A 26,688-nucleotide genomic window follows, 5' to 3' on the forward strand; every position below is an offset into this window, starting at 1 on the left:
GCTATCAAGCGATAATTTTAACAATGGCTTCTTTCGACTGTAGACTATTCAACACAGCAGAAAAAGATAAATAATGTCCGGTTTTTAAGTGAAAATTAAAACTTTCGGAATCTTTAAATTTTTCATAAAAGATAAAATCTGTCGGACTTTCGATAGATTGGTATAGTTCATAAAATAAACAGCCCGATTCTGATCTTGTTCCTTTTATTAAGTCTACTGTTTCAGCTTTAAATTTATCAATACATTCTGGTTTCACAAAAAACTGCGCGATTATAACTTGTTCCATCTTGATAAAAATTAGGTCGATTAATAAATTTTTTTCTGGAGTAAAAGTATTAAAGACCTATATTCTATGATTGTAAAAAAACGACATCGGGCAAATTTATAATAAAATTTGCCCGATGAGAGTTTTATCTCGAAAGATGGAACTTACTCTAAGTAAGTATATCCGTACAGTCCCGAACGATAATTGGACAAGAATTCTTTGCCTTCTTCTACTGTTATCGACCCTTGTTTTACACAACTTGTCACCCATGTTTCGACAGTCCGAACCAATTTCTTTGCATTGTATTGCGCGTAATCAAGAACTTCTGCAACAGTTTCACCATCGATCATTTGTTCAATCTTATAGCCCGATTCGTCAACCGAAACGTGTACAGCATTAGTGTCACCAAACAGATTATGAAGGTCTCCTAAAATCTCCTGATAAGCACCTACAAGGAAAACTCCTAAATAGTAAGGTTCATTCTTTTTCAGAGAATGTACAGGTAGATATGCCGACTGGTTAGCAGCGGGGATAAAATTGTCAATTTTTCCGTCCGAATCACAAGTTACATCTTGTAATGTTGCCATCTTGTCTGGCTTTTCACCTAATCTGTGTATCGGTATGATCGGAAATATCTGGTCTATAGCCCATGAGTCCGGTAGAGATTGGAACAGTGAGAAGTTACAGAAGTATTTATCCGGTAAAAGCTTCGACAATTGTTTCAATTCTTCGGGAGCATGTTTTATTCTTCCTGCCATCGAACACACTTCGCGGGCGATAGAAAAGTATAAACGTTCTACCTGAGCCCGTGTTTTCAATGTTACCATTCCGAGGCTGAATAGGTCAAGCGCTTCTTCCCTTATTTGTTGCGAATCGTGCCATGCTTCGAGCATACTTCTCTGATTCAGGTCGTCCCATATTTGGTACAGTTCACGAACTAATTCGTGATCATCCTCTGCAATTTCTTCATTTTCATTCCATTCGGGTAATCCGGCTGTTTCGAGAACTTCGAATACCAATATGGAGTGATGTGCTGTCAGAGAACGCCCCGATTCAGTTATGATATTAGGGTGGGGCAGATTATTCTTATCGGCGGCATCTACTATTGTCGAGATTGAGTCATTTACATATTCCTGTATGCTATAGTTTACACTACTCTCGCTGTGAGAAGAGCGTGTTCCGTCATAGTCGATACCCAAGCCTCCGCCGATGTCTACAAACTCAACATTAAAACCTAATGAATGAAGTTGTACATAGAACTGAGATGCCTCACGCAAAGCGGTTTTGATGCGTCGTATTTTTGTAATCTGACTGCCAATATGAAAATGGATCAACCGAAGAGACGATTGCATATTGTTTTTCTCAAGAAAAGCCAGTGCTTCTAATAATTCACTGGAATTGAGCCCAAACTTACTGCCGTCTCCACCCGATTCTTCCCATTTTCCACTTCCGCTGCTCGCTAATTTGATACGTATTCCGATATTCGGTTCAATCTTCAGACGTTTAGCTATTCGGGTTATAAGGGACAATTCGTTCAGTTTCTCGACAACAATAAATATGCGTTTACCCATCTTTTGAGCTAACAATGCCAATTCTATATAACTTTCGTCTTTATATCCGTTACAGATAATTAAAGAATTGGGATCGGTATTGATTGCGATTACAGCGTGTAGCTCAGGTTTAGAGCCGGCTTCGAGTCCGATATTAAACTTTTTACCGTGACTGACCAATTCCTCTACTACAGGGCGCATTTGATTAACCTTGATCGGATAAATAATATGGTTCTGAGCCTGATAACCATATTCTTTTGATGCTTTCTGAAAGCACGTCGAGATTTTCTCGATACGGTTATCCAAAATATCCGGAAAACGAACTAATACAGGTGCTGCTACATCCCGTAACTGCAACTCGTCAACTAGTTCCTTAAGATCAACTGCTACTCCGTCTTTACGTGGAGTAACTATGACATTACCTTTGTCATTGATTGAAAAATAATTAACACCCCAACTGGTGATGTTATACAATTCTTCCGAATCTTCAATACGCCATTTTCTCATTATTGCAAATAGCCTCCTTTTTATAAAATTAATACTCTGAAAACTAAGGTACCAGACCTCTTTTATTATTTTATAAAGCGTAACAAATCAAGGGCTGTTACGACTTCGAAATGTGTTACAAATTTATTCCTTTTCCAATACTTTGGTTATTTCTGCTATATATAAGTAATGGAAGTCTTTGCTTGGATACCAATGGCCGATTAAGCCTTTCTCTAAAAAAGAATTTTCGGTTATTTCCTGTACAAACAATTTCCTCGCAAAAATACTGGTATGCGCTTCCTCGAAGAATGGAACTTTATTGTCATGGATAATATGTAAATCTGCTTTTAAGATTTTATCTTCGTCCCGTCCGGAGGCATTTCCCAGATATGCAAGCTTCTTCTTAAATGAATTATCGAAAAATGTCAGGGAAAAAGAATCAGCATTGTCTACAAACTCTTTAGTATAACGCTGTGGACGTATAACAACAAATACTACCTCCTTGTTCCACATAATACCTAGTCCGCCCCAACTGGCAGTCATTGTATTGACTACTCCGTCTTTTTCGGCAGTAACGAGCATCCATTCGTTTTTGAGATCAAAAGGCGAAAATTTCAACTCATTAGCTTTTATTTCTTTGAAGTTATCCATATCAGTACTTGTTTAATAAGATTCTTAATCTACTAATAACAAATCTAATCTGTCAACCAAAGTATCCAGATCAGTTGTAGATATATTAAGAGGGGGAAGCAGTCGTATAGAATTGTTTTTGTATCCGGTTATTATTCCGTTCTCGAACAATCTGTGATGAATATTTTCTCCATCAATATCCATTTCAAGTTCTATAGCCATCATCAGCCCTTTACCCCGTATATCCTTTATTTTTCCGGAATGTTTCTGCTTGATTCTCTCCAGTTGTTCTTTGAAATAAACACCCATATTCAAAGAAGCTTCAACAAGCTTCTCTTCTTCTATAACTTTAATAACTTCCAAAGCGATAGCACAGCCTAACGGATCATTCTGATGAGATTGGGCATAACGAAAAGGTTTATTCTCGAATTGTCTGAGTACATCATTACTGATAGTTATCGCACTGATCGGAAAACCATTTCCCAGAGCTTTACCGGATACTACTATATCAACAGGAATATTGTAGTGCTGATATCCATACCATTTTCCGGTTCTACCCATTCCGGTTGTGACTTCTTCTGCAATAATCATGCAGTTATTTTCTTTCGCCAGATTGACAATTTTTCGGACAAACTCATATTCCGGAAATTGGACAATGTCTATTGATGCACCTCCTGTCTCCAGAACAAATGCAGAAATATCTCTGAAATCGATATTCGAAATATCGTCTGTTTTGTTAAACCTGATGTTGACAATATTTTCGTTTTCTTCAGAAATTTGTCCCCAGCCGTATGCACTCAAATAGGTATTATCTATTTTCAGTATTTTTTTACGCCCTGTCAGATGACGAGCTAAAGAAATAGCCAGATTTACAGCCTCGGAACCCGAACTAAGAAAAACACTGGAACCATTATGTAAACCTGTTATCCTTAATAGTTGTTCAGATAAGTCCTCTGCAAATCGATTCGTGAATTTATATCCGTGATGAATAGCTAGTTTAGTCTGTCTCTCTATAACTTCCGTAATTCTTTTGTGGGAATGTCCGATATTGGCACACCATACCCCCGATTCGAAGTCTATATATTGCTTACCATCCGAATCATACTGATAATATCCCTCAGATTTTACCAATACTTTTTCCGCAGAGGGATAAAAGGGTATGATTTTTTTCATTATATGTAAGTAGCAGAAACTATTAATAGTATATCTAAACTTATGATCAGCTTTGTCTTTATTTACCAAAGCTATAAAAAGTATATTCTGTTGAAATGCTTTCTTTTAATCCAGTTTCAAAACAGCAAGGAATGCTTTTTGTGGAACTTCTACGTTACCCACTTGTTTCATACGTTTCTTTCCTTCTTTTTGCTTTTCCAGAAGTTTACGTTTACGCGAGATGTCACCTCCATAACATTTTGCCGTTACATCTTTACGTACTGCCTTAATAGTTTCACGGGCTATGATCTTTGCTCCGACAGCTGCCTGTATAGCAATATCAAATTGTTGGCGTGGGATAAGTTCTTTCAATTTCTCACACATGCGCCTACCAAAATTTACGGCATTATCCTGATGGGTTAATGTAGATAGTGCATCCACCGGTTCACCATTAAGCAGAATATCCATCTTGACAAGCTTTGCCTGACGATAATCATGCATATGGTAATCAAAAGAAGCATATCCTTTCGAGATACTTTTCAACTTGTCATAAAAGTCGATAACGATCTCACCTAGAGGTATATCGTATGTAATCTCTACACGGTCTCCCGATATATACTCTTGTTTGAGGAGTATACCTCTTTTCCCTAAACAGAGGGTCATAATAGGACCGATATAGGTCGTATTGGTAATCACCGATGCCCGTATATATGGTTCTTCTATATAGTCAATAAGAGTAGGATCGGGGAGTCCCGACGGGTTGTGCACTTCTTTTACATTGCCTTTCTTATCATATACAAGATACGAAACGTTGGGGACGGTAGTAATTACATCCATATTAAATTCTCTGTCGAGACGTTCCTGTATAATTTCCATATGCAGTAGTCCGAGGAATCCGCAACGGAATCCAAAACCAAGGGCAATCGACGATTCGGGTTGGAATGTCAGGGAGGCATCATTCAATTGCAGTTTTTCGAGGGAAGCGCGCAGGTCTTCAAAATCTTCACTTTCGATAGGATATACCCCTGCAAACACCATTGGTTTTACTTCTTCAAAGCCATCGATCGCTTTTTCGCAAGGATTTTTCACATGAGTGATAGTATCACCTACCTTTACTTCCTTCGATGTTTTTATACCCGATATGATATACCCGACATCTCCGCAGGTTACTTCCTCACGAGGTGACATATCGAGTTTGAGTACACCAATTTCGTCGGCATCGTACTCTTTACCTGTCGCGAAGAATTTTACAAGGTCCCCTTTACGGATACTCCCGTTTACTATTTTAAAATATGCTATGATTCCCCGGAATGAGTTGAAAACCGAGTCGAAGATCAATGCTTGTAAGGGAGCCTCCGGATCACCTTTAGGTGCGGGAACACGATCTATAATAGCATCTAGTATATCATAAACACCTTGTCCGGTTTTTCCACTGGCGCGGATTATTTCTTCACGTTTACATCCAAGTAGTTCAATAATCTGGTCTTCTACTTCATCGGGCATGGCACTCGGTAAGTCTATCTTATTTAAGATCGGGATGATCTCAAGGTCGTTATCGATAGCCATATACAAGTTCGATATGGTTTGAGCTTGTATCCCTTGTGCGGCATCTACTATAAGCAGTGCACCTTCGCATGCAGCGATAGACCGTGATACCTCATAGGAAAAATCGACGTGTCCCGGAGTGTCTATCAGGTTCAGTATATATGTTTCATCTTGGTATGTATATTGCATTTGTATAGCATGGCTTTTGATTGTGATACCACGCTCTCGCTCTAAATCCATATTGTCCAACACCTGTGCTTGCAGGTCTTTACCTTCTACAGTTTTAGTGTATTCCAGTAAACGGTCAGCCAAAGTACTTTTACCGTGGTCAATATGTGCTATAATGCAAAAATTACGTATTTTATTCATCTTCTAGAAAGGCAATCTGTTGATTTTTTATCATTGAGATACACTACCCCAATTTATGGATTGCAAATATACACAAAGAATTACAGTCTCGAAATAACATTGAGTTATAAAATCACAATGTCAGCCTGTATATCCACAAAAGAATCCCCGGATATCATACAGGTATCCGGGGATTTTGATTTATAGCTGACTAAGTTATTTTATTTGTACGAAGCAGCGATTTTTTCTAAAGCTTGAGGATTGGATATTCCTTTAGCTACATCCATTAAAGCGATCTCATCCCTGTCCCCTGTTCCGGTTGCAAGAGGTAGTTGTTGAGGTATTTTAGGCGTTTCTCCGAATAATGTTTGATATAAAACGATTGAGTTTAAGAAAACTGCATCATTCAACATATGGCGAGAACTGTCGGTGTGGCGTAATACATCCTTGCCTTCTTTCTCGGCAGAATACCCTTCTTTCCCTTGATAAGCGGCACCTAAAGCAGTTGCAAATTTAAGGATACCTGTGTTAGTCAATGCTTTTGCTACTTTTACGGCATTATCACTCAATACTTTCTGGTAGTCGTCATAATCAGAATCTTCATAATCGATAGGGAACATAAGTTCGTAGATATATGCTGCTACATCAGGACTGTTCTTGATGATCAGGTCATGGATAGATTTACAGTCGGCTATATATTGCTTTTCATCTTGAGCAGCTACCGGGGTTGATTCCTGTAAGATTACATAGTCGAAGTAGTTCCCATCCTGATCGGTTTCAGCAAAAAGTTTATTTGCTTTCGCTTTGTTTGCCGACAATATCTTGTCGATGCTGACACCCATTTCTATTAGTGTTGCAACTTCAACTTGTTTACCGTTTTCTTTAGCCAGAGCCTCGAGCATCAACGGAAAACTTGCGAAATATTCGGTGTGGCTGTTCCCTACAAATAAAACCCTTATAGGTCCTTCCGACTTTGGCGGTATGGGTTTTGCAACAGTTTCTTGTTTAGCTTCTGTTGTACTCGCATTATTACTGTCCGTTTTGTTACCGGATGTGCATGATGTTAGGAGGAAAGCTCCAACTAAAGTGTACAAAAAGAATTTTTTCATAAAAAAAGAGTGTTTTGATTTAGTATAAAAAAATGAATAATCCCTAGTTTCGGCTTGCAAAGATATACAAAGAATCATTTAACCAAAGAGCAAACGTCCGGGTTCCGAAATAAAAGAGGGAAGTATGGTTACTTCCCTCTTTATTTATTTTGTATAGAGTAGGACAATTAAGGGATAAGGGCTGCTGCACCTAATAATCCTATATTTTCTTTTCGTGAGACAAGTATTTCGACACTTTTAATGATATGAGGGTGTAAGAATGTGTCCAGTTGTTGATACATAGTTTTAGCAAAATAATTGAATGCCGGCGCTATGTTTCCGCCGATAACGATAGCTTCCGGATCATAAACTGATAGAACTGCTTTTAGAAGATTCCCTACATGGAATCCAAACTCTTCCCATATCCTCAATGCTTCCGGATCATTATTGTTAGCTCTGAGCAGGAGTACATGTCCTGTTGTGTTAAATCTTTGAAAAAAGTGAGCCGAACAATAACTTTCATAATCGCTGTCGAGATAAGATAAGCTACCTATCTCCCCGGCACCGGTATTCATACCTTCATAAAGCATATTATTGACAATAATACCGGCTCCAACACCGGCTCCCAAAATCACACCGACAATATTCTGGTACATGGTGGCTTCGCCATAGTACCGTTCGCCGAAAACAAAACAGTTAGAGTCGTTATTCACTACAACCTGTACCTGAAATTCGGATTCTAATATTTCTTTCAGGAATATTTCTTTCCATGATGGTATATTTATAGTATTGTAAACTATGCCGTGCCTGGCATCTACAATAGAAGGAACACCTATACCTATACCTTTGATATTGGAATTCATTACTTTCCTGATAGTATTAATAAGACTATCAATTGTCTCTTGTTCCGATTTATCATAAGGAAAAGGATCTGATACTATTTTATGAATAATACCTCCATCTACAACTCCTGCGCGAACATTTGTTGCTCCTAAGTCTACACCTATTCTCATGTCATTTTCTGATAATACTTCTTAGCACCCGGCTAAACACCTGCTATTTATTTAGCATTTAATAATCAGTATATTGGATTTCAGCGAAGAAATTCCATTGGGTTATGCAAATATAAGTTAAGCAATCGGAAAAACATAAGTTCTTGTCCATTAATTACCGAATAAAAAAAGAACATAAGTATTGAAATATGAGAAAATAGAGAACTATTTTTACGAAAAATACAAAAAGAGCTGTCCTCCATAATTGGAAACAGCTCTTTTTCTTTTTCTCATATTTTTTATTCTACGAATCCTCTGTTTTTCAATAAATAGATCGGATTGGGTTCTGCTCCTCTGAATTTTTTATATAATACCATCGGATCCTCAGATCCTCCCTTTGATAATATATTATCGCGGAAAGATTGTCCTGTAGTGCGATCAAAGATACCTTTCTCTACAAATGCTTCGAAAGCATCAGCATCAAGCACTTCAGACCAAAGGTAGCTATAGTATCCGGCAGAATATCCTCCGTCGAATATATGTGCAAAATATGTACTTTTATATCGGGGAATAATTTCAGAAATCAGACCGATCTCATTCATTTTATCTTGTTCAAACTGATCAACATCAAATTCTTCGGACGCAGTAATTACATGCCATTTCATGTCGAGGATTGCGGCTGCAACTAATTCGGTTGTTTCGAATCCCTGATTGAAATTCGCTGCTTCCTGCATCTTTTTTACTAGATCGGCAGGGATTACCTCTCCCGTTTGATAATGCTTAGCATATATTTTCAATACTTCGGGGTGTAAAGCCCAGTGCTCGAATATCTGAGAGGGAAGCTCTACGAAATCTCTTGATACAGCTGTTCCCGACAAACCATTGTAATTGACATGCGAAAGAAGTCCGTGTAGTCCGTGTCCAAATTCATGAAACAAAGTAGTTACTTGTTCCAATGTCAGCAACGAAGGTTTATCTTCGGTAGGCATAGCAAAGTTCCCGACATTGTATATGATAGGGTGGATGAATTCCCCGTTTTTGACACTTTGTTTACGGAAACTGCTCATCCATGCGCCATTGCGTTTGCCTGTGCGTGGGAAAAAGTCGAGGTAAAGTATACCGATATAAGATCCATCGGCATTATTAACTTCAAATACCTGAACATCTTTTTCGTATACAGAAACATCGTTCAATGGCTTAAAAGTAATTCCGTACAGTTGATTCGCTACGAAGAATGCTCCGTCACGAACATTATTAACCATGAAGTAAGGACGTATAGCCTCTTCGTCTAAAGAGTATTTTTCTTTGCGAAGTTTTTCAGTGTAATACCACCAATCCCATGACTCGAGTTTGAAATTACCTCCCTCACGGTCGATCATTTTTTGTAATTCAGCTGCTTCTTTTTTAGCTTGAGGAAGTGCATATTCCCATAACTTGTTCAACAGATCAAATACATTATCCGGAGTTTTAGCCATTGTTTCGGCTAACACATAGTCGGCATGAGAATTATATCCCAAAAGATTTGCCTTTTCAAGACGAAGATTAACAAGGTTGCTGATAATCTGCTTATTGTCGAATTGATTGTTATTGTTGCAACGGTTGTACATTGCTTTATACAGTTTCTCTCTCAGAGCTCTGTTATCAGCATATTGAAGGAAAGGCAACCAGCTTGGTTTGCTTAAGGTAAATACCCATTTCCCGTCTAGTCCTTTAGCTTTAGCTGTTTGTGCTGCGACTGAGACCACATCAGCAGGAAGTCCCGCTAGATCCTGCTCATTATCAATTTCTAACTGAAAATTATTAGTTTCGGCTAATAGGTTTTTGCCGAACGAAAGTGAGAGTAGACTTAGCTCTTTATTGATCTGGCGTAAACGGTCTTTCTGTTCTTTGTTCAAAGCAATACCCGAACGTACAAATGACTTGTAATACTTATCTATCAAGCGTTTTTGTTCTGTTGTTCGGTTTGTGTTCAAGCTGTCATCATAAACAGTTTTGATACGGCTGAATAGTTTTTCATTCAGGTAAATGTTATCATTGTGTTCAGATAGCAGTGGGGATATTTCTTCTGCAATTGTCTGAATGTCCTGATCGCTATCGGCTCCGCGTATGGCACCGAATACAGTCGATACCCGGTCGAGAATCTCTCCGCTTTCATCTAATACAAGAACTGTATTATCGAAAGTAGCAGCAGCCTTGTTATTTACTATTGCTTCTATCTGTTGTGATTGTTGTTCGATACCTTTGATGAAGGCCGGTTTGTAGTCTTCTTTTTTGATGAGGTCGAATGGGGGAGTACCTTTCGGTGTTTTGAAATCTTCCAGAAAAGGATTTTTTGCATCCATTTTAATGTTGTTTGGATTATCCTGTGCATTTGTTGATGCACACAGAGCTAAACTTAATACAATTAAGAGTTTCTTCATAAATATGTAAATATGTCAAAATTTTATTTTACTCGGAGGTACTATCAGCCATACTTGCAGCATTCATATTATCTATTTCAGTGTCAGTAGGCCATTTATCTTTTGATGAAAGATAGGTAAACTGGGTACACGAAACCAAATTATCTATTTCGTTACAACTTTTAATAACCAGCCGTTCGGAAGAAAGTTCCAGAATCTCCATCATTTGAGCCGAGCCGTCATCCGGCCCAACCATTACAAAATGGGTATCATCTACAATTTTCCAACCGTCTTCCAATACATCATTACCTATTTTGCTGTACACAGAGTATACCTTGTCTTTCTCGAAAAACATACTCGAGACATCGTCTTTTTTGAAAAACTCGTCTTGACTGATCGATTCATTATCTGCCGTCTTTTCTTCGATACGCGTAGCATAAAGAAACCATACCCCTTGCTTCATTAATTCGTCGGACACATCATTCTGTGCATTTGTTTGAATTATGGAACAAAGAAAAATGAAAAGTAATGTTGTCGTTCTTAAATAGTTCATAATTATATCAATTTCAGAGTCTGCATCTGTGGCTTAGTCCAATCGGTATCCGAAATTGCGTAATATGTTGTCCCTATTGCGCCAGTCTTTTTCCACTTTTACAAACATTTGTAAAAATACTTTTTTATCGAAAAATTTCTCAATGTCTTTACGTGCCATTGCTCCGACTTTTTTTAGAGCCAGTCCTTTATTTCCAATAATAATTCCTTTTTGGGAATCGCGTTCTACAATGATCAGAGCACGGATATTTATTATATCCTTTTCTTCCTTAAACTCTTCGACCACGACTTCTACCGAATAGGGAACCTCTTTCTGATAATACAGTAATATTCTGCCACGAATGATCTCCGTAACAAAAAAGCGTGCGGGACGGTCTGTCATAGCATCTTTTTCGAAATAAGGAGGAGATTCCGGAATAAGTTCCAATATCCGTTTTTTGACGGTGTCTATATTGAATTTATTCAAAGCAGAGATCGGGTATATTTCTGCTTTTGGCAATAGGACTTTCCATTCTTCGATTAAGGTTATTAAGTCTTTTTGATTGGTTTGGTCTATTTTATTGATGAGGAGTAATACCGGCGCATCCATGTGTTGCACTTTATGAAGAAACTCTTCATTCTTAGAAGTCTTCTCGATCACGTCCGTTACATATAACAGAACGTCGGCATCACCCAGTGCCGATTCAGAGAAGTTTAGCATAGATTCTTGTAGCTTATAATTGGGACGAAGCACTCCCGGAGTATCAGAATATACGATCTGGTACTCTTCAGTATTTACAATTCCCATAATCCGGTGCCTGGTTGTCTGAGCTTTAGATGTTATTACGGAGATTTTTTCTCCTACTAATTCATTTGTTAGCGTCGATTTTCCAACATTCGGATTACCAACAATATTTACGAATCCTGATTTATGCATTAATTGATGATTACTTTTGCAGTTTTTCGAATAAATTCATTCGTATACAAATATATAATAAAAAACGCACCTTACAAAGATGCGTTTCTTATTGTGTATTGTAAGATATTTTAAATGAACCGGTTATTTACTACCGTCATATGCCCATTTGATATACACAGAACCCCATGTAAATCCGGCACCAAATGCAGCTAGAATAATGTTATCTCCTTTTTTGAATTTATCTTCCCATTCGAATAAACACATAGGGATAGTTCCTGCACTTGAGTTTCCGTATCTGTCAATATTTACAATTACTTTGTCTTTGGTCAACCCCATGCGATTGGCGGCTGCATCTATTATGCGCAGGTTAGCCTGATGAGGTATAAACCAATTAACATCGTCTTTAGTCAAATTATTGCGTTCCATTATCTCGGCAGATACATCAGCCATACGCGATACTGCATGCTTGAATACAACCTGACCTTCCTGGTATACATAATGCATATCTTTTTCGATCGTTTCGCTACTGGCCGGATAAGCAGACCCACCTCCATACATATGTAGATGAGGAGTACCAAATCCGTCGGTATGTAGTATTGTATCTCTTACTCCGTACTCGTCTTCGGTGGGCTCAAGCATCACAGCTCCTGCAGCGTCTCCAAAGAGTGGGCAGGTGGTTCTGTCTTTATAGTTGGTTATAGAAGTCATTTTATCTCCGCCTATAACAATTACTTTCTTGTATTTTCCTGATTTGATGAAATTAGAACCAACTTCAAGTCCAAATATAAAACCTGAACAGGCTGCCTGAATATCGAATGCCATCGAATTTTTGATTCCACAATTGTGTGCAACAAGTGTTGCTGTAGAAGGGAATGGGTAATCCGGAGTAGTAGTGGCACAGATAATTACATCTACATCTTCGGGTTTAGTATTTGTTTTTGCCAATACTTGTTTTACGGCTTCGGTAGCCATAACGGAAGTTCCCTTGCCTTCACCTTTTAAAATATGACGTTCTTTGATTCCGACACGTGACATAATCCACTCATCATTGGTCTCAACCAGTTTCTCAAGATCCTGGTTTGTAAGTATATCTTCGGGAGCATATCCTCCAACGCCGGTTATCGCTGCTTGAATCATAATTTTATCAAGTTTGTTTATAAAAAAAATGCCCTATGTTATTAGGGCTTTTATTGTTTAGACAATTAAAGAGCAACTTCTTTCTCTATTGCTAATTTGCCTCTATAGTGACCGCATTCTCCACAAACCGTATGGTAAACATGCCATGCACCACAGTTAGGACATACAGCTAATGTAGGAGTTACAGCTTTGTCGTGAGTTCTTCTTTTTGCTGATCTAGACTTCGATTGTCTACGCTTAGGATGTGCCATTTTATCTAATTATTTAATTTAAATTTTATACTTTGTTATTTATATTTATTCTTCGTCTCCAACTAATCCTTTTAAAGCATCCCAACGAGGATCGGTAACGTCTTCGTCGATGCTTTCTTCTGTTGAATCATCAAAATCGTCATCATCCGAATCATCATCCGAAGAGCTGACGGCTTTGTGCTTATTCAGCTTGGTTGACATAGTCTTGTTACACTTACCCGGAGCATGCACTCGTTTCATAGGTATGCTTAGTGTAACAAATTCATAAAGAAACCAAGCGATATTTATTTCACCTTCTTCTTCGGGAATGATCACGACTTCGTCACTCTCTTCCGAATATTCTTTTCCGAATTTAACTATAAGCCTGTTATTTGAATTGACTTCAATGATTATATCATCAAGACATCTGTCACAAGGCACAGTTACTGTTCCTTCTAAAGAAAAATTAAATTCGAAAGTAGAAGACACCCTTTTTACAGTAGCTTCCACCTTCACATGCCCTTTTTTTACATCCGAGTCAGAATCTCCAATTAACTTGAAGTACTGATCGCCAAGGGTATAATCCAACTGGTGGATTCCCTCGCTTAAGTTCCTTAAAGGAACATTATAGAGACTAAATTTTCCCACTTTTACAAACAGATCCTATTAAATAAAACAGAATGGCTGCAAAGATAAAAACTTTTTTCCTAAATCCCATGCCTATAACATTAAAAAAGATTGGTAGCCGTATCTAATGATGCAATATAAATTAAGGTTCGAAATTTATCTTATTTTAAATGTTATTTTCCTTCATGAAAATTTGTTTGTAAATATGTTTTTATATATTTAGTTTGTATTTCTTATACTTAAAGTCCGGCGGCGTAATGCCGGCTTCAAAAAACGGGAATGAATCAGCTTTAATGAAAAAATATTATATATTATTTGTATTGTTCCTTCTGGGAGGATGCCTTGCCTGGGGACAAGGCTCTAAGAGGGTTATATACTATACTGCAACTTTTGTAGATGGTGATACAATATATAATGCTTATCTGCCCGAAACAATAGTATTTGGCCCCTTGAAGTTTAAGAATGATAAGGAACGGCAAGAATATACGAAACTGGTAAGAGATGTGAAAAAGGCTTTGCCGTATGCAAATCTAGTATCTCAGAATATTATCGAAACATATGAAATGATGGAAACCCTTCCGGATAAAAAGGCGAAGCAAAAGCATCTGGAACAGGCTCAGAAATATATTATGGCGGAATATAAACCCAAAATGAAAAAGTTAACCAAAAATCAGGGGAAGATATTGGTAAAGCTGATCGATAGGCAAACCAATAGTTCTACATATGATATCGTGAAATCATTAGTTGGTCCCCTCAGGGCTACTATTTATAATACATTTGCAGGAATATTCGGTAATAATCTGAAAACAGAATATGACCCTGAAGGAAAGGATAAGATGATAGAACGCATCGTAGTCGAAATAGAACAGGGTAAACTGTAAAGGAAAATATTTTTTTATCTAAGATTATTTCGGAATATAAGATAATCCGAATATTTTTGCAGACTATATATAAATAGAATAATATAGAATCTCAACTTGAATTATGTATGTAATAGGTATTGCCGGAGGCTCCGGATCAGGAAAAACAACATTGGTCGAAAGTATTTTATCAGGCATTCCCCGGGAAGAGATTTCTATATTGCCTCAAGATGCTTATTACAGGGACAATAGTCACATTCCATTAGAAGAACGTTTTACGCTCAATTACGACCATCCCGATTCGATAGAATGGGAGCTTATGCACAAGGATATACAAATGCTAAAGGCGGGGGAGACTATTGCTTGCCCTACTTATTCGTATTTAACATGTACCCGCTTGCCCGAAACCATTCCTGTAGTTCCTAAAAAGATACTGCTGGTAGAGGGTATCCTTATATATACATCATTGATGCTTTGCTCGGAGCTGGATATGAAAATATTTTTAGAGGTTCCCGCAGATCAGCGATTGACTCGTATTATTCAGCGCGATATGGCATCGAGAGGACGTACAGCTCTGGAAGTAATAGACCGTTATTATAAAACGGTACGTCCTATGCACGAAGAGTTTATCGAACCTTCGCGCCAACAAGCCGACATGCTGGTGATGGGTGGAGGGTTAAATAATAAGGCAGCCGAATTTATTGCAGCTGCTATCTTGGAAAAACTAAAATAAATCTTGTTCAGAATAAAAAGAGCGGAGGTGTCAAGAATATCTCCGCTTTTTTTATCTATTTATAGCTTGAGCCACCACAATGATAAGTTGAAAAGGCTCTTATTATTAAATACTTACTTAAATAAATATTCGGGCTCTTCGCCAAATACGAAATTAGAAAAGCCAATCTCACCCAAATAAGAATATTCGGACAGAACCTCTTTCGCTATTTTCATAAATGCTTTTTTATCGTAGATAATAAAGTCCATATACGAAAAATAGAATCCGGTTGCTCCGCCTATTGTATCTGCTATACGTTCTTTTTGTGTAATTGCAAGGATCTTGTCTTCTATCTCACCTCTTAAAGGAACCATCTGATCTTGCGGGATATTGGTGTTCTTGTAAAATAGGAAGCCGTATACAATACCATCCTGTTCGAATTTTTCGAAAAGTTCGGCTGTCTGGTTGTAAAATGCATTGAGCACAGGTATACATGCTGTATAACCGATAAATATATCTTCGCGTAGTTGCCAGTCTTTAGCTTTCGATGGTTCCATCTGGTAACTGCTGCATTTTTCTATAATATTTTCGGCCGGAAACCACTTGTACTTGTTTATACTTTCGTCAATCAGAGCTTTCAGACTGCTTATAGGAGTAGGGTTTCCGTTTAGAGGTTTATCTATAAACTCAATCATTCCTATATATTCCATTGTATATAATTCTCCGATAAACTGGTCGAGTAAGATAAAGAACATACTGTAGCGCTGGTTCTCTTCCAGGGTCAATAGTTCTTTCGAATATACACTTATATCTACTTTCTGATTCTGTTCGTTTACTTCGGCAAATATTTGTACTTTATCCTTATCCAGATTTGTATCGTACATTCTAAGACCGAATTCAGAATCGGCTTTACCGGGTTTGGAAGAATAAAAATTCCATATCTTCTTCAACTCTTCAGGTGCAGCTTGCTTCCAGTATTCGAGCGGGAATAAAGATGCGCGGTCTCCTTCGGGAGTAAGTATCAATTCGTACTTGCCTTCTTCGTTTATACCCATCTCGAAATATACATTATGGAAAGCATCCGATAATGTTTTGTTTACAGTGTCGAGTAGTTCTTCTGCTTCTGTTTTATTGTCCATCATTTCGCGGATAGACGCTTCCTCTTTGGCAAATATTTTCCAACATTTGTCTACTCCTTCTTTAAAAGATTTACTCATGCAAATAATTTTATGTGTTGTAAAAAGTTATAATTCTTTGTTGAATATGAGTTGCATTACCACAAAGGCCGGTGATGTATGGTGTTGAGGGCCTGTTATCCATTTAGGCATATGCTTGATCAAGCGGTAAGCTTCGTAATCGAGATGTAAATTGCAACTGTCTATTATTTTTATATTGTTCAAATATCCGTCTTTTTCTACAATAAAACAAAGAACCAGATATGCATGTTTATCTAAATCTTCTTTATTTGTTTCTAAAGAACTTATCCGGATATGCTCATTCAGGTAGCTTATCATAGACTGATAGCCTCCGGGAAAAACGGGAATATGTTCCGACGAAACACTTGGCATAAAGGTGGGGTTGAGTGTGATATAACGTATATCATCAACCAGTTCTTGTTCAATCGCATTACCTTGTAATATAATGGCAGCGACTTTCTTTTTTTCGGTAGCCGAATACTGAGGGTCGTTGAATAAAAACCTAAATTTTTCTTCTTCACCATCTTTGTACATCGGTAGGTACGAAACAGGCGGTAGAAATGATATATATCCATTTCCTTTGTTATAATCTGTCCTGCTTTTCTTTATCTTCAAAGCTTGCATAAGCGAGTCGCGATGAGGCGAATCGTTATATTTCAGATAGATAACATCCTTTATAGAGTCGGGTTGGGCAGATGTTTTTAAACTGAAAGAAAAAATACAACCCAAAACAATAAATAAAAAATACTTCATACTTCAATTAACAACTTTTAAAAACCTATTCAGGTTTATAACAATGAAAGGAGAAAAAGTGTTTTCTCTTTAGAATTAAAGCCTTTGAACTAAGTCAAAGGCTTTACATGTGTATAGAAGGAGAAGCCTAATCTTCCGTGGTCTGAGTTGCTTCGTATGCTTTCAGTAATTTATCCTGTACGTCTGATGGCACAAGTTCGTAACTTGAAAACTTCATGATAAACGAAGCCCTCCCTCCAGTTAATGAGCTGAGAGTTATGGAATAATTAGACATTTCTTTTAATGGGACTTTAGCATTAAGTACCTCTATTTCGTTATCGCTTTCCATACCGAGAATAGTTGCCCTGTGATTTTGTAAATCACTCATGACATCTCCTAATTTATCAGCCGGAGTGAATACGGTAACATCATATATCGGCTCAAGTATTTTAGGTCCGGCGTTCCGGAATGCTTCGTTAAAGGCATTCCTGCCTGCCAGCATAAAGGATATTTCATTGGAGTCTACCGGGTGCATTTTGCCGTCGTAAACAATTACGCGGACATCACGGGCATACGACCCTGTCAGTGGACCTTGTTCGAGGCGTGCCATGATACCTTTTATAATAGCAGGCATGAAACGCGAATCGATAGATCCGCCTACTATACTGTTGACGAATACAAGTTTTCCACCCCATTCGAGATCGAATGTCTGTACATCCCGCGATTGTACTTTAAATTCCTGTCCATTAAACTTATAACTGTCGGGCATAGGCATACCTTCGCTGTATGGCTCTACAATAAGGTGTACTTCTCCAAACTGCCCGGCACCTCCCGATTGTTTTTTGTGGCGGTAATCTGCCCTCGAAGGTTTTGTTATTGTTTCTCTGTAAGGAATTTTCGGTTCGGAATATGTAATAACTATTTTGTCATTGTTTTCGAGTCTCCATTTTAAAGTTTTCAGATGGAATTCTCCCTGCCCCGAAACGATCATTTGTTTCAGCTCTTTCGAGTTTTCTATCAACCATGTCGGATCTTCTCCGTGCATACGCTGTAACGCCTCATTCAGTTTTTCGGCATCTCTTTCGTTTACAGGTTTAATGGCTCTGCGATATTTAGGGTCGGGATATTTGATGAAGTTGAATTTATTCTCGATACCTTTTCCGTTCAGGGTGTTACCGGTACGTACATCCTTTAGTTTGACGGCAGCACCTATATCCCCGGCAACCATTTCATCTACTTTGACCCGTTGTTGACCTGCTACAGAAAATATTTGCCCCATGCGTTCTTTAGAACCCCTGTCTGAATTTACCAAATCATCTCCTTCATGGACAGAACCGCTCATTACCTTGAAGTAAGAGATATCTCCAACATGTGGTTCAATAGTCGATTTAAAGAAAAATAAACTGGTTGGGGCCTTAGAGTCCGGCTTCACTTCTTCTCCTTCGGTATTGATCGGGTGAGCCATATCAACAACGTAGGGAACTACGTTACCTAAGAATTCCATTGTACGCCTGACACACATATCGCGAGCTGCACAGACACAGAAAATAGGGTAGATGTCTCGTTTAACCAAGCCCCATCGTATTCCGAATCTCATTTCTTCTTCGGTGAGGGAACCCTGTTCGAAAAATTTCTCCATTAGTGAATCTTCGTGTTCGGCAGCTGCTTCCACTAGCTTTTGATGAAGTTCTTCGGCTTTTTCTCTTTCTTCATCGGGTATTTCGAGTACTTCCGGAACACCGCCTTCGGGTTTCCATCTGTACATTTTTTTCTTTAGTACATCAACTACTGCATTGAAGTTTTCGCCACAATTAAGTGGATACTGCACTAATACAGCTTTTTCGCCGTATCGTTCTTTTAGCTGGTATACAGTATTGTCAAAATCTGCTTTTTCGTGATCAAGTTGGTTGACTATGAATATAACCGGCTTATGTAGTTTCTTTGTGTATCTTAATTGGTTTATCGTTCCTACTTCCAGTCCATGCTGGGCATTCAGTACCATTAGTGCTGTATCTGTAACATTGAGTGAAGTAACTACATTGCCTATAAAATCATCTGATCCGGGGCAGTCAATAAAGTTAAGTTTACGGTTCATCCATTCTACCGAGAATATACTGGAAAAGACCGAATAGCCATATTCCTTTTCGACCGGAAAATAATCCGTGACGGTATTTCCTGCTTCCACAGTTCCTCTGCGTTTAATTACTCCGGCCTCGAAAAGCATAGCTTCGGCCAAGGTCGTTTTACCGGAGCCTGAGCTCCCGAGAATTGCAATGTTTTTGATTTCGTTAGTTTGGTAAGTCTTCATGGTACAAAATATTTATAGGTTGTCGATAAATTAGGACTTACATCCTGTTTGTTGAATTCACTAACCACAGGCACCTTATTATATTATAATATAAGGTGTATCTATGATTAGGAAGTATATCATAAAATCCTTTATTCTTATTTTGCGTATGAGTTGAATCGCTATTCTTCTGCGTGAATAATGCCGTGTTTTCGTCCCGAAAAACGGTCTTTTCCAAAATTAATAAATGTTCTGCTTATATGATGGAGTTAATTTGCTGAAAATTATATGTTATTGAGCAGGAATTACAAATTGATTAAAGGTATGTAAGGTGTCAGTTTTCCTTTAAATGAATATATAGTAACACCGGATAACTAGGTGAGTTATCCGGTGTTACTAGAGTTCGTCTTATTGTTATTTATATATACCTATATAATATACCGATCAAAAACCAAGGTAAATAAAGGTATTAACTGCCAGATATGCAGATCTGTTGTCTAAAGCAGTTCCACTACCAAGTGGCAAATATCCCGTACCACTGTATGTATGTGTATGGGCAGTGCCTCCACTGGCAGACGTTCCGCTATATGCGTGTGTATGTGCTGCTCCTGCACTACTTGATGTTGCACTATATGTATGTGTATGTGCTGCTCCTGCAGATGTTACGGATGTGCCGGAGAGAGTATGTGTATGTGCTGCACCTGCACTAGCGGCTGTACCTGTGTATGAGTGTGTATGTGCACCATTACTACTAGTTGTAGCTGTTTGTGTAGAGGTTAAACTCCAATAACCGGAATTAGCCCCCACATGGCTGAAAGTACCTCTGGTCGGCACTTGAAAAGTGTGTGTATGTGCACCATTACTACTCGAATTAACCGAACCATATGTATGTGTATGCGCAGTATTGGTTGAGGTTAAGCTGATACTATGTACGTGTCCGGTACTGCCGGATGTTGCACTCAGGGTGTGCGAATGTCCTACACTGGTAGATGTTGCACTGTAGGTATGATTGTGAGAACCTTCGGACGAAGACGTTCCGATCATAGTACCTGTCATAGTAACATTGGGGAGGTTTACCTGAGCTATTGTCTGGCTGTTGGCTCCTCCGGTACTACCCAGAGCTTCGGTTCCGGTTTTAGCCTTTAAGACCCTGTCTGTAGCATTCGGGAGATTGGCTGTGAAGCCAAGACTGGTCGCTATTGCTTGCGCATTAGCCGAAAGACTTGTTATGGCTCTGCCGTCTAAGAGATACCAACCATCGTGATCTGCTGTTCTGAAAGAATTGACAACATCTCCCGGCCTGTACAGGTCACTGAAAGGATTCAGTTTCTGCCAAAGGCTACCATCGAAATAGTAGTATCCTATGGTTGTGATGTTTGCTCTTTGTCCCGTGTTACCACCTCCTGTTATGGCTGTAATGTATACAATGGTTCCCTTCTGATCTGCTCCATATAAAGAGTTTCCTTTGCCGGTAAGATCAGCTAGAGTAAGTCTCGGCGCCTGCATTCCGGCAGCACGATCTGTTTCGGGGTCGGCTATAATATCTAAAGTCGATTTAGGTGTTTGGGTTCTGATACCAACTTGGCTGAAGACGGGTGTATTATATGTGAATAATATGATTATGAACATTAATACAGCTTGATATGACTGTTTTTGCTGTTTCATCGTTTTTTTGTTTTTAAGAATTAAACTGGTTTTACAAACCGAGATAAATAAAAGTGTTAACACTCATAAACGGAGCCCTGTTTTCTAATGTAGTAGCACTTCCGCCCGTCATTACCGACGAAGTTCCGCTTACTGTATGTGTATGAGCTCCGGCACTACCCGATGTCGCGCTGAAAGTATGTGCGTGCCCGACACTGGATGAAGTTCCTGCCAGTGTATGTGTATGAGTCGTGCTTCCAGTTGCTCCACTGTAAGTGTGCGTATGTGTATTGCTACTCGAAGTTGCGCTGAATGTATGTGTGTGTGCTCCGGCACTACTTGATGTAAAGGTCATATCGTTATCGACACTCCAAAGTGAATTCAAAGAAGTTACACCGCGGTGCGAAGCACTGTTTCTGTTAGGGCGTGTAAATGTATGCGTATGTGCCCCGGCGCTGCCTGATGTTCCGTTTGCTGTGTGTGTATGTGCAACACCTCCATTGGCAACTGTCATAGTACTGTATGCATGTGTATGCGCAGTACCTCCACTGGCAGATGTTCCACTGAACGTATGTGTATGCGCAGCACCTCCACTAACGGATGTTCCACTGAATGTGTGCGTATGCGCGGCTCCTCCGCTTTCGGATGTTCCGCTTATACTGGCTGATAAGGTTATGTTCGGTAAATTTTCCTTAGTTATGGTTAAGCTGTTTGTACCTCCGGTGCTTCCTAAAGTTTCGGTACTCGATTTTGTTTTTAATACTTTGTCTCTGGCATCCGGAAGGGTGGTGCCGAAGCCAAGGCTGGCAGCAGCAGTCCGCGCATTTGCAGGAAGGCTCGTAATAGCCCTGCCATCTAACAAATACCATCCATTGTGATCTGCTGTTTTGAACGAATCTTTGATATTTCCGGCTGTTTGCGACGGTGCATAAAGGTTGAATCTTACCCAACTGCTGCCATCAAAATAGTAATATCCGGGTACGGCAATGTTAAGCCTTTGTCCGGTATTACCACCTCCTGATATATCGGTAATGTATATTATACAACCTTTTTGGGCTATTCCGTACAGAGATTCTCCTTTAGCTGTTAACTGTGCCAAAGTGAGCCTTGGTGCAGTGAGCCCGGCTATATGGCTAGTGCTTGATACTGCTGCAATATCCAGTGTTGATTTTGGGTCCGAAGTATTAATGCCTATTTGAGAATGGACAGGAGTATTATATATAGATATAATGAATAAAGACATTAATATGGGAAGAAATGCTTGTCTTCTTTGTTTCATTGTTTTATATTTTTGTTGAATTTAAGTATATCAAAAACAGCTCTACAGCCATTTTATTATTGACCTAGATATATAAAAGTATTTACTACCATATATGCCGATCTGTTATTTAAAGCTGTTCCGCTACCTCCGGTCGGGAATGATGCTGTCCCGGATATTTGATGTTGGTGTGCTCCTGTAGAAGCGAAAGACCCGCTTACCGAGTGTGTATGTGCATTGGCTGTGGGTAGTGTTCCGCTTACGGTATGTGTATGTGCATCGGCTGTAGCTAACGATCCGGTAACGGCATGTGTATGCCCTCCGGCAGAACCTGTTGTTCCACTCACTGTATGCGTATGTGCTCCGGCACTGGATGTAGTAGTGTTTGTAGATGCTAACATACTCCAGATAGCTCCGGCATTAGGTCCTCTGTCGACATCGGAGTTTATATAATAAATGGATGTAGCGGTGTGTGTATGTGCTCCGGCTGAGGCTAATGTTCCACTTACAGCATGTGTATGTGCTCCGGCAGCAGCCAAAGTGCCGGCAACTGTATGTGTATGCGCCCCTGCTGCAACCAGATTAGTACTAACTGTATGGGCATGCGCATCAGCGGTATTCAGGGTTACTGTACCTGTAGTATGTGTGTGCGCTCCGGCAGAAGCCAGATTTGCAGTAAGAGTCCCGGCTAAAGGTGCGGATGGCAAGTTGGCCTGAGTTATCGTTTTAGTAGTAGTTCCGCCCAGAGTACCCAATGCTTCCGAAGTAGTTTTCGTTTTTAAAGTCCTGTCACTTGTATTCGGTAGGTTGGTAGTAAATCCAAGGCTGGTTGCTTTTGCCTGAATGGCTGCCGGGAGGGTAGAAATAGCCCTGCCATTCAGTAAGTACCAACCTTGATGGTCTACAGTCATGAATGAGTATTTGACATCTCCGGCTACATCGTCGGTAATTTCAAAGGCACCGAGTTTTTGCCATGCCGATCCGTCGAAATAATAATATCCGGCAATAGTGATATTTACTCTCTGCCCGGTTTTATTTCCTCCTGATATATCGGAAATAAATATAATTGTCCCTACCTGAGCTGTCCCGTATAAAGAGTTTCCTTTGGCTGTGAGTTCTGCTAATGTCAGTCGGGGTGCCTGTATACCTGCAATGTGGGTAGTCGCATTGATGGCGGTAACATCTAATGTCGATTTCGGGCTTTCGGTATTGACTCCTACCTGAGCGGAGACAATTCCCATCGAAAAAAGTCCGAGGATTAGTAAGCTTGTTTTCTTCATTGTCATTTATTTGAGTTGTTGTTTTTTATATTGAGTGTTGTTTTATTTTTATAATAGACAGCAAAGTGCAATCACTGCACTTTGCTGTAAGTATAGAAGGTCTTTTGCCATATTTCTTCAGAAGTAGTATTCGAACGACAACAAAACAACAATTTTTCTACTTGAAATAAATTGGCAGACCAACTAATGTTAATATATGGTAATGTTATTAGATATCTATATACGTGAGGTATTAACGTGTTTTTACTACACATTAATAAAGAGTTATAGTGATACTTAGTGCTTTTTACAATAAATCAAATCAAAAGCTATTTTGATATACAAAAAATAAATACTATATATTACGGATATATGCGCATGTGGAGTCTCTCTCTCTCTCTCTCTCTCTCTCTCTCTCTCTAATATTTCAGCGCATAAAGACAAATTTAAATTGTTAAAATTTAAATTTGAACTATTTATAATGTTGTTATGTGTGAAATTATTCGCCACAGTAATCTGTTAAAAAAAATGTTATTGCGACAAATTTAATAGTTTTTTTGAATTAAACAAAACCCGACTATCTAAATGGGATAATCGGGTCGTTTTTTATTTTATCTTAAAGTGAATATAATATTAACAAATGCATCATAATTAGGCAGAGTATTAACAGTATAACTTAAAACCCCTGTATTACTTATTCCCGTTATTGTTATGCATGGATCACAGTAAGTTACATAATAATTTAATTGCGAATTATTAAAGTATGAAATTCTAACCGGAGCACTGGTGCTTTTTACTTTCGGTGTGTTAAACCCTGTATAGTATATATTGTATAAATCGAGAGTTTGAGTACCTGTCAGTAAACTACCCGAACCATCCGACGTCGGAATATTCACCGAAGGCATATACAAAAAGTGGCGGTTATAAAGAGTTAAACAAGACCACGAAAAAGTCCCCGGATTAGCAGGCGTATCTTTATACTGAGATACGCATTTATAATCCGTATCATACACCGTTAAGCCCGAAGCCGGACTTGCGATAGCCAATTTCTGAGAAGTTGTCATTCGAGGAATAAGCAAGCCTTTGTCATTGTTGTACGCATTGATATCCAACACTGACGAGCTGCTGGGATTATCCGTATTCACCCCTATCTGGGCTATGCAATATGATGTTGTATATAAGACATAGATAATTGTTAAGAGTATGTGCTTCATATTTATTCCATTAATTGTTTTGAGTTTAATAGATCGGAACGGGTCATCCTGTTCGATTTTAGGGTACAATTTACAATGTTAGCCTCCATAGTTATGGGAGTAAGGGATGTTCCATCCGATTTATAAGGTATAACAGTAATAGTGTAAAGTCCACTATTGTTGTAAGAGTGTAGCTGCTTATATATGCTCTGAGAGGTTGTTACTGTTTGGTTGATGATTGCCGTTCCATCACCAAAATTCCAAGTAAGCCTTGAGGGAGCATTTCCACCCGATAGATCGACTTCTACGCTATATGTCCGGTTATGTGAAGTACATGCAAACGGAAGTTCTTTAGGGATAATACGGATAAAACCTGCTGCGAAAGTGGGTAGTCCTAACCCGGATTCATACTTTAGGTAGTTAGGGAAATATTTAATAGTAGATCCACCTGCATCCGGATTGATTATTACATACAAATGTTTACTGTAATTGAGCCCTATTAAGGATTCGATTCCGTATAATCTGCCATCCATCGCCTTTTTTGCATTGGTCACCCCATGTCTTAATAAGGTCATGGCAGAACCGGCTCTTAAATTATTCCATGTTTGGACAAAAAGAGAGCCTGATTGGTTCGTGCCTGAAACTGAGTTTGCACTACCAATATATAGATATTGATTATTGGGGGAAAATGTACCTCCATAGGATGCCAAAGCCATAGTTGATATTCTTATATCAGATAAGAGTCCTGTTGTTGGATTAAATATAGAAGTAATCACTTGCTGACCAGCCCAGTTGCAAGCGAATACTTTAGTGTAATCGCTCGAAATACCTATTTCTCCCTGATATGTGCTACTTGCAGCTGATATTGAAGTATTCGAAATAGTTTGATGAGGTGTAGTTGAAATACCGCTTGAGGTTATTGCCCATACGTAAAAAGTTTGAGCTGTACGGTGAATAAGCCAGTAGTCCAGACCATTAGTGTTGGGTACAACGGCAATGTTTTCATATACAACCCCGGCCTTGATGACATTGTTTTTGCTTGTTACAGCTCCGAGTCCTCCATTTTGAGACAAATCGACGATAGAATAACAAAGACCATCGGGATCTAAAGCCTGAGGTACAGTTATTACATAATATTCGGTAGTACTCCCCGGTTTTGGCACGGCTACTCCCGATTGTGTAGATGAATAATTACCCAACAGTCCCGTTCCGTTTGTCATTACACTGCCGTTTTTATCATAAACAGTCGACCCATCCGACGAAAACAGCAATCGTCCATCATACGTCGCCACCGTAAAACAGCCCTCCCTCGTAGAAAGCGGACCAACAATAGATTCCGGCATATCCGTAACAGTAGAACCATCACTCGCCGTAGCACTACTCAACGAATTAAAATTCAGCCCCGCATTAAAACCAAAATACCACCAGCTGGTTTCCTTCTGAGCAAAAGTGTTTAATTGGACTATTAAAAACAATAATCCTGCATATATCAGTTTTTTCATTGTTATTCGTTCTAATTAGAAAAATAAAAAAGTCAGAGACCTTACTTCAGTACAAACACCACCGTCAAAAACGAATCATAATCCGACTCCACCTTAATATCATACGTCATCACCCCATTATCATTAATCGAAACATTCCCCATCAC

Annotated in this window: 23 protein-coding genes; 2 read left to right on the forward strand and 21 right to left on the reverse strand. The window is 38.9% G+C overall.

Annotation, left to right across the window (positions count from 1 at the left end):
• Window positions 1-4 precede the first annotated feature (4 nt).
• The 13 genes from BUC12_RS06835 to BUC12_RS06895 all read right to left on the reverse strand — a co-directional run bounded on the left by BUC12_RS06835 (window position 5) and on the right by BUC12_RS06895 (window position 13,920).
• Window positions 5-286 carry a putative quinol monooxygenase gene (locus BUC12_RS06835; RefSeq protein WP_062177731.1) on the reverse strand — a complete coding sequence of 94 codons (282 nt, stop codon included), beginning with the start codon at window positions 284-286 and terminating at the stop codon, window positions 5-7.
• A gap of 143 nt (window positions 287-429) precedes the next feature.
• Complete coding sequence (gene speA, locus BUC12_RS06840) at window positions 430-2,322, reverse strand: biosynthetic arginine decarboxylase (RefSeq protein ID WP_062177734.1); 1,893 nt, start codon at window positions 2,320-2,322, stop codon at window positions 430-432.
• A gap of 123 nt (window positions 2,323-2,445) precedes the next feature.
• A complete protein-coding gene (locus BUC12_RS06845) occupies window positions 2,446-2,952 on the reverse strand; it encodes a flavin reductase (RefSeq protein ID WP_062177737.1) in 507 nt (168 codons plus the stop codon).
• Between the two features lie 24 nt (window positions 2,953-2,976).
• The gene (locus BUC12_RS06850) at window positions 2,977-4,104 is read right to left on the reverse strand and encodes a class-III pyridoxal-phosphate-dependent aminotransferase (RefSeq protein ID WP_062177740.1); all 1,128 of its coding nucleotides are present in this window, start codon (window positions 4,102-4,104) and stop codon (window positions 2,977-2,979) included.
• Window positions 4,105-4,209: 105 nt separating this feature from the next.
• Complete coding sequence (gene lepA / locus BUC12_RS06855) at window positions 4,210-5,997, reverse strand: translation elongation factor 4 (protein ID WP_062177743.1); 1,788 nt, start codon at window positions 5,995-5,997, stop codon at window positions 4,210-4,212.
• A 200-nt stretch (window positions 5,998-6,197) separates the two neighbouring features.
• Window positions 6,198-7,085: a hypothetical protein gene (locus BUC12_RS06860; RefSeq protein WP_062177746.1), complete on the reverse strand. Its 888-nt coding sequence runs from the start codon at window positions 7,083-7,085 to the stop codon at window positions 6,198-6,200.
• A gap of 167 nt (window positions 7,086-7,252) precedes the next feature.
• Complete coding sequence (locus BUC12_RS06865; RefSeq protein ID WP_062177749.1) at window positions 7,253-8,077, reverse strand: ROK family protein; 825 nt, start codon at window positions 8,075-8,077, stop codon at window positions 7,253-7,255.
• Between the two features lie 278 nt (window positions 8,078-8,355).
• Window positions 8,356-10,476: a M3 family metallopeptidase gene (locus BUC12_RS06870; RefSeq protein ID WP_175552615.1), complete on the reverse strand. Its 2,121-nt coding sequence runs from the start codon at window positions 10,474-10,476 to the stop codon at window positions 8,356-8,358.
• A 28-nt stretch (window positions 10,477-10,504) separates the two neighbouring features.
• Window positions 10,505-11,008, reverse strand: a complete 504-nt coding sequence (locus BUC12_RS06875) for a hypothetical protein (protein ID WP_139262016.1) — start codon at window positions 11,006-11,008, stop codon at window positions 10,505-10,507.
• A gap of 33 nt (window positions 11,009-11,041) precedes the next feature.
• Window positions 11,042-11,923, reverse strand: coding sequence for a GTPase Era (era, locus tag BUC12_RS06880; protein ID WP_062177756.1), 882 nt, complete (start codon window positions 11,921-11,923; stop codon window positions 11,042-11,044).
• Window positions 11,924-12,046: 123 nt separating this feature from the next.
• Entirely contained in the window at window positions 12,047-13,042 is a 996-nt protein-coding gene (locus BUC12_RS06885) for a beta-ketoacyl-ACP synthase III (RefSeq protein ID WP_062177758.1), read from the reverse strand.
• A gap of 65 nt (window positions 13,043-13,107) precedes the next feature.
• A complete protein-coding gene (gene rpmF, locus BUC12_RS06890) occupies window positions 13,108-13,293 on the reverse strand; it encodes a 50S ribosomal protein L32 (RefSeq protein ID WP_073357300.1) in 186 nt (61 codons plus the stop codon).
• A gap of 45 nt (window positions 13,294-13,338) precedes the next feature.
• Window positions 13,339-13,920, reverse strand: a complete 582-nt coding sequence (locus BUC12_RS06895) for a YceD family protein (RefSeq protein WP_062177760.1) — start codon at window positions 13,918-13,920, stop codon at window positions 13,339-13,341.
• A 272-nt stretch (window positions 13,921-14,192) separates the two neighbouring features.
• Between BUC12_RS06895 and BUC12_RS06900 the strand changes: the two genes are divergently transcribed.
• Window positions 14,193-14,780: a DUF4294 domain-containing protein gene (locus BUC12_RS06900; protein ID WP_073357302.1), complete on the forward strand. Its 588-nt coding sequence runs from the start codon at window positions 14,193-14,195 to the stop codon at window positions 14,778-14,780.
• Between the two features lie 103 nt (window positions 14,781-14,883).
• Window positions 14,884-15,492 carry a uridine kinase gene (udk, locus tag BUC12_RS06905; RefSeq protein ID WP_062177765.1) on the forward strand — a complete coding sequence of 203 codons (609 nt, stop codon included), beginning with the start codon at window positions 14,884-14,886 and terminating at the stop codon, window positions 15,490-15,492.
• A 113-nt stretch (window positions 15,493-15,605) separates the two neighbouring features.
• Here the strand turns inward: udk and BUC12_RS06910 are convergent, their stop codons facing one another.
• The 8 genes from BUC12_RS06910 to BUC12_RS06945 all read right to left on the reverse strand — a co-directional run bounded on the left by BUC12_RS06910 (window position 15,606) and on the right by BUC12_RS06945 (window position 26,542).
• Entirely contained in the window at window positions 15,606-16,688 is a 1,083-nt protein-coding gene (locus BUC12_RS06910; RefSeq protein WP_062177768.1) for a hypothetical protein, read from the reverse strand.
• Window positions 16,689-16,715: 27 nt separating this feature from the next.
• A complete protein-coding gene (locus BUC12_RS06915) occupies window positions 16,716-17,420 on the reverse strand; it encodes a hypothetical protein (RefSeq protein ID WP_062177771.1) in 705 nt (234 codons plus the stop codon).
• A gap of 127 nt (window positions 17,421-17,547) precedes the next feature.
• A complete protein-coding gene (locus BUC12_RS06920) occupies window positions 17,548-19,707 on the reverse strand; it encodes an elongation factor G (protein ID WP_062177774.1) in 2,160 nt (719 codons plus the stop codon).
• A 423-nt stretch (window positions 19,708-20,130) separates the two neighbouring features.
• Window positions 20,131-21,351 carry a hypothetical protein gene (locus tag BUC12_RS06925; RefSeq protein WP_062177778.1) on the reverse strand — a complete coding sequence of 407 codons (1,221 nt, stop codon included), beginning with the start codon at window positions 21,349-21,351 and terminating at the stop codon, window positions 20,131-20,133.
• Window positions 21,352-21,382: 31 nt separating this feature from the next.
• Window positions 21,383-22,609 (reverse strand): serine-rich family protein, encoded by a 1,227-nt coding sequence (locus BUC12_RS06930; protein ID WP_139262017.1) that lies wholly within the window; start codon window positions 22,607-22,609, stop codon window positions 21,383-21,385.
• A 56-nt stretch (window positions 22,610-22,665) separates the two neighbouring features.
• On the reverse strand, window positions 22,666-23,868 hold the full coding sequence (locus tag BUC12_RS06935) for a hypothetical protein (protein WP_175552616.1): 1,203 nt from the start codon (window positions 23,866-23,868) through the stop codon (window positions 22,666-22,668).
• A gap of 590 nt (window positions 23,869-24,458) precedes the next feature.
• Window positions 24,459-25,061, reverse strand: a complete 603-nt coding sequence (locus BUC12_RS06940; protein WP_062185286.1) for a hypothetical protein — start codon at window positions 25,059-25,061, stop codon at window positions 24,459-24,461.
• Window positions 25,062-25,063: 2 nt separating this feature from the next.
• On the reverse strand, window positions 25,064-26,542 hold the full coding sequence (locus BUC12_RS06945) for a PKD domain-containing protein (RefSeq protein WP_062185291.1): 1,479 nt from the start codon (window positions 26,540-26,542) through the stop codon (window positions 25,064-25,066).
• Window positions 26,543-26,688: the final 146 nt, after the last annotated feature.

It is taken from the genome of Indolivaga macrotermitis (genome assembly GCF_900128985.1).
Classification (GTDB): domain Bacteria; phylum Bacteroidota; class Bacteroidia; order Bacteroidales; family Dysgonomonadaceae; genus Dysgonomonas_A; species Dysgonomonas_A macrotermitis.

Bases quoted from the DNA above. Each gene is read 5' to 3' on its own strand.
- BUC12_RS06835 (WP_062177731.1), bottom strand. From the start codon at position 286: ATGGAACAAGTTATAATCGCGCAGTTTTTTGTGAAACCAGAATGTATT.
- speA (WP_062177734.1), bottom strand. From the start codon at position 2,322: ATGAGAAAATGGCGTATTGAAGATTCGGAAGAATTGTATAACATCACC.
- BUC12_RS06845 (WP_062177737.1), bottom strand. From the start codon at position 2,952: ATGGATAACTTCAAAGAAATAAAAGCTAATGAGTTGAAATTTTCGCCT.
- BUC12_RS06850 (WP_062177740.1), bottom strand. From the start codon at position 4,104: ATGAAAAAAATCATACCCTTTTATCCCTCTGCGGAAAAAGTATTGGTA.
- lepA (WP_062177743.1), bottom strand. From the start codon at position 5,997: ATGAATAAAATACGTAATTTTTGCATTATAGCACATATTGACCACGGT.
- BUC12_RS06860 (WP_062177746.1), bottom strand. From the start codon at position 7,085: ATGAAAAAATTCTTTTTGTACACTTTAGTTGGAGCTTTCCTCCTAACA.
- BUC12_RS06865 (WP_062177749.1), bottom strand. From the start codon at position 8,077: ATGAGAATAGGTGTAGACTTAGGAGCAACAAATGTTCGCGCAGGAGTT.
- BUC12_RS06870 (WP_175552615.1), bottom strand. From the start codon at position 10,476: ATGAAGAAACTCTTAATTGTATTAAGTTTAGCTCTGTGTGCATCAACA.
- BUC12_RS06875 (WP_139262016.1), bottom strand. From the start codon at position 11,008: ATGAACTATTTAAGAACGACAACATTACTTTTCATTTTTCTTTGTTCC.
- era (WP_062177756.1), bottom strand. From the start codon at position 11,923: ATGCATAAATCAGGATTCGTAAATATTGTTGGTAATCCGAATGTTGGA.
- BUC12_RS06885 (WP_062177758.1), bottom strand. From the start codon at position 13,042: ATGATTCAAGCAGCGATAACCGGCGTTGGAGGATATGCTCCCGAAGAT.
- rpmF (WP_073357300.1), bottom strand. From the start codon at position 13,293: ATGGCACATCCTAAGCGTAGACAATCGAAGTCTAGATCAGCAAAAAGA.
- BUC12_RS06900 (WP_073357302.1), top strand. From the start codon at position 14,193: ATGAAAAAATATTATATATTATTTGTATTGTTCCTTCTGGGAGGATGC.
- udk (WP_062177765.1), top strand. From the start codon at position 14,884: ATGTATGTAATAGGTATTGCCGGAGGCTCCGGATCAGGAAAAACAACA.
- BUC12_RS06910 (WP_062177768.1), bottom strand. From the start codon at position 16,688: ATGAGTAAATCTTTTAAAGAAGGAGTAGACAAATGTTGGAAAATATTT.
- BUC12_RS06915 (WP_062177771.1), bottom strand. From the start codon at position 17,420: ATGAAGTATTTTTTATTTATTGTTTTGGGTTGTATTTTTTCTTTCAGT.
- BUC12_RS06920 (WP_062177774.1), bottom strand. From the start codon at position 19,707: ATGAAGACTTACCAAACTAACGAAATCAAAAACATTGCAATTCTCGGG.
- BUC12_RS06925 (WP_062177778.1), bottom strand. From the start codon at position 21,351: ATGAAACAGCAAAAACAGTCATATCAAGCTGTATTAATGTTCATAATC.
- BUC12_RS06930 (WP_139262017.1), bottom strand. From the start codon at position 22,609: ATGAAACAAAGAAGACAAGCATTTCTTCCCATATTAATGTCTTTATTC.
- BUC12_RS06935 (WP_175552616.1), bottom strand. From the start codon at position 23,868: ATGAAGAAAACAAGCTTACTAATCCTCGGACTTTTTTCGATGGGAATT.
- BUC12_RS06940 (WP_062185286.1), bottom strand. From the start codon at position 25,061: ATGAAGCACATACTCTTAACAATTATCTATGTCTTATATACAACATCA.
- BUC12_RS06945 (WP_062185291.1), bottom strand. From the start codon at position 26,542: ATGAAAAAACTGATATATGCAGGATTATTGTTTTTAATAGTCCAATTA.